The organism is Deinococcus fonticola, assembly GCF_004634215.1.
In the GTDB taxonomy this organism is placed as follows: domain Bacteria; phylum Deinococcota; class Deinococci; order Deinococcales; family Deinococcaceae; genus Deinococcus; species Deinococcus fonticola.
Genome location: NZ_SMMH01000077.1, coordinates 1 through 3,662, shown reverse-complemented (window position 1 = coordinate 3,662; position 3,662 = coordinate 1). Strand labels below are relative to the sequence as shown.

The 3,662-nt window shown below is 57.9% G+C and carries 2 protein-coding genes; both read left to right on the top strand.

Translation table 11 applies throughout. The features are described from left to right. The first annotated feature begins 460 nt into the window (after nucleotides 1-460). The gene (locus E5Z01_RS19030; RefSeq protein ID WP_135230813.1) at nucleotides 461-2,908 is read left to right on the top strand and encodes a VirB4 family type IV secretion system protein; all 2,448 of its coding nucleotides are present in this window, start codon (nucleotides 461-463) and stop codon (nucleotides 2,906-2,908) included. Further along, nucleotides 2,905-3,662: hypothetical protein (locus tag E5Z01_RS19025; RefSeq protein WP_135230812.1), on the top strand; the 758-nt coding region annotated here is incomplete at its 3' end. The genes E5Z01_RS19030 and E5Z01_RS19025, both read left to right, overlap by 4 nt.

Genomic DNA, 3,662 nt, shown 5'->3' with positions numbered 1-3,662 from the left:
CCGCAGACCCTGGAGCAACTCAAGGCATATCTAGGCAAGGTCTGGCCGAAAATTCGCTATCGCCAACTCCCTGCGAAAATACTGGGCATCCAATTTGAGGTGACACCGACTTAGCCCGTTATCAATAGGTCAAACCGGAAGTGACCGGGCGCTCGGGCGCACTCGCCGCCACCGTGGGCATGTTGAGGTTGCCAGGACTCGAAGGTGCAGCTTGATTGATGGAGTCACCAAACGCAGGTGACGACCTGACCGTGGAGGCTGTCACCGGAGGAGCACTCGCCGCTGGAGAAGGAGGGGTCACCCGGCGCTGCCCGGTGGAGGAACTGGCCGTACCGGGTGAGGACATCGAGGAAGCAGGACGGACTGCCACGCCTGAGCCGGAGTTGCTGCCGAAGCTGGAATCCGCTGAGCCGTTCCCATTGTCTGTTGTGCGCGTTACTGGGATATTTACAAAGACATAATGGTGTTGAAGGACGGGCGGCTGATGTACGGGTTTTACTTCGAGCCGCCTACGCACATTCATTTCACCCCTGACAATTTGAAACGCCGCAGCGCCCGCCTCAAGGCCGTCTTTGATCTAGCGATTCCTGACGGCGAAACCATGACGACCTACACCAGTCTGCGCGGAGCGCACGAGGAAGCCGTACAGGACACCCGCAAGTATGCGGAGACCTGCCCCGACCCGGTACTGTCCGAACTGACCCGCACCCGCGCCGAACTGCTGGAAAGCAAAATCACCAGGGGCGAGGTTTCGCATTGGCGCTTTTTCGCCACTGTGACCGTGACACCCAACCGCGAGGACAGATTCACCTCGGACACCGCTCCCAACCCGCGTGAAATTGAAAGCGCCGTGGACAATGCCCTGGCCCTGCAAGCGGCCACCGTCGCACAGATGGTTGCCAGCGGTTTTCAGGCCGTCCCGATGAAGGCGCAGGACATCTTCGAGGAATGCTACCTGTATCTCAATCCAGGTTGGCCGGAGGCCCCCCAGTTCATCCCCCATGAGCAGCGCACCATCAGCAGCAACCGCCGGGGCATGCCTGACCAGATGACCCTCATGCGGCAACTGACAGCCAGCTTCGGAAATAACCTCTACAGCGGCCACTATCTCGCCGGGGACAGGTACGTGGACGTGCTGAGCATCAGCCGCCTACCCGAGTACACCGAGACCGGGTATCTGCGCGGCTTGACCGAGGAGCTATACGGCACCTACTACGTCATCGTCCAGGCGCAGCGCGAGAACGATTACGACGTGTCCAATGAACTTGAGAAGAAGAAAAACGACCTCTGGACGCGGGTAAAGTCACCCGGCGTCATTCCCAGCGGGAAGGCCACCAATCTCCTGGAGCAGATTGAGATGGCGCAGAAGTTGGAGGGGTTGGAAAGCCGCTTCCAGGCGTCCGTGGCGATGGTGCTTGTCGGCAAGGACGCTCACGAACTGGAAACCATGAAACGCCGTGCCAGGGGCAACATGAGCCGCCTGCGGGCCGGGATGCCCATTACTTACGGGTTCCAGGCCGAGGCCCAGTATTTTTCCGTTGCGCCGTTCGCCGGGGGCTTCAGCGGCTTCCAGTTCAGCCCTTACACCAGCAACGTCATTGACCTGTTTCCGCCTGTGTCCCCGTGGAAAGGCTTCGAGGAAGGCGCGATCACCTTCCAGAACCGCGACAAGAGCCTCATCCGGTTCGACCTGTTCACCAAGAACACCATCACGGCGCACTTTTGTGTGTTCGCACCCACCGGGAGCGGGAAAACCGTTCTGGTGCAGTCGCTCTACAATGCCGAGTTGACCAAGTACCCGGACGCCGTTCTTCTCGTGACTGACGCCAAGCAGGACTTCGCATACTTCTTCAAAAGCATTCAGGACGCTGAAATCGTGGTCTTCGGCTACGAATCGGAGACCCGGCTGAACGTGTTTGACCTTGGGGACGACGAAGCCAAAGTGCCGGACGGCGACAAACTGGCCTCACTGCTGTCCTTCATCCGTATTTTCGTGGAACCGCCCGAGGACATGCGCGAGAAGGGGTACGAGGACGTGGCGATCACCGAATCCATCATGGCGATCTACAGCAGTTTCGCTCAGGAGGAACGCGCCCCCCAGATGAGCGACCTGTACCGCATGATGACGGTCATCGAAAATTACACCGACGACGGGCGGCACATGGAGCCACAAGTCATCACGGCGGCCCGCAGTGCCGCCGTGCGCCTCAGAAAAGCACTGGGGGCCAGCCCGGTAGCGAAGTTTGTGGACTGCCAGAGCAACGTCACGCTCAGGGCCCGCCGCATGTACTTTTCCATTTACGGCATCCCCGAAGACGACGACCTGATGAAGCGGGTTGCCAATCACATCATCAAGAACACGATCTGGCAAGTTGCCAAGAAGTACGACCGGGGCATTAAAAAATTTGTCTTCTTTGACGAGTTCGAGAATCAGGTGCAGACGGCGGACGAACTGGACGCCGTGAAACGGATGCTGCGGGTGTTCCGCTCCTTCGGGGTGTCGTTCGGTATGGGAACGCAGAGCGCCACGGCCAGCGCCTACTTTGGCGACCTTCGGGACAGCTTCTCTCACCTGTTCGTGGGCCGGTACAGCAAAGAAGTTGCCAGGGACGTGGTGCGGGTACTGAGTTTGCCCGAGGTGATGGAAGAAATCTTGCCCACTCTCAACAACGTGGTGGGGCAGTACAGCGAGTTTGCCCTGCTCGTGCAGGCCGGGGGCCAGGCTGGAGGAGCAGGAACGAAAGTGGGCGACGTGATCCAGGTGCAGGAGAGCAAGCTGGCATTGTGGATGTTCAACAGTGGGAACCACGAGGTGGCCGAGAAAGACCGTTATGTGCAGCAGGCCGGGGGGAACATCCTTAAGGGTGTGAAGAATCTCGTTCTGGACAAGTTCGGAGGTTACCTATGAAGCGCAAAGCCTTTCTCTTGGCGCTGACGACTGGGATGCTCAGCGGAACCGCCAGCGCCGAGAACGGTTGGGGCAATTTGGGCGGCATCTTGCAGCAGGCGTGCAGTGCCAGCCAGGGCAACGCGGCAGGCATGAGCTTTAATACCGGAAAATTCGGAGAAAAGATGCAGTGGCTTTGCCAACTGCAAAACATCCACGGATTCATTGACAACAATATCCTTAATGGTGACTGGGAAGCCTTTGCTCAGGACGTTGCTGGGAAATACTTGGGCCAGCTTGCCAATTACATAGGCGACAGCATGGGTGACACCAGTGGGGTAAGTCATCTGCTTGCAGGTCTCAACGACGCGATGAATAGGAATTACGGCGACTTTAAGCAGGCTCTTTATGGAACTGCTGTTAGAGGAATTGGGCCGGGAAGATCATTGAACGCTGGATACTCTGAAGGAAGTGTAGGTAACATTGCTGAAAAGGCCATCGCCAATAACCCGACGTTTGCGCTGGCTAATAGTGTGGCTCGCGTGAGTGATGCCATGAATGCTGCTCATGGCGTTCAAAAGGCTTACCAGGCGAAGAAGATTCAGGAGGTAGTGCTCCAGAAAATCCTTCAAGCGGCTTTGAGAGACTCTGGACTGCACCCAAGAAGGCGGACAGGGGGTCAAGTCACATCTGGGCTTGATGATACTGGGCCGCAAACTCTGCCGGGGGCACGTACCCCAGACTGGAGTGTAATCGCCTCTCGTTGTACAGGGTT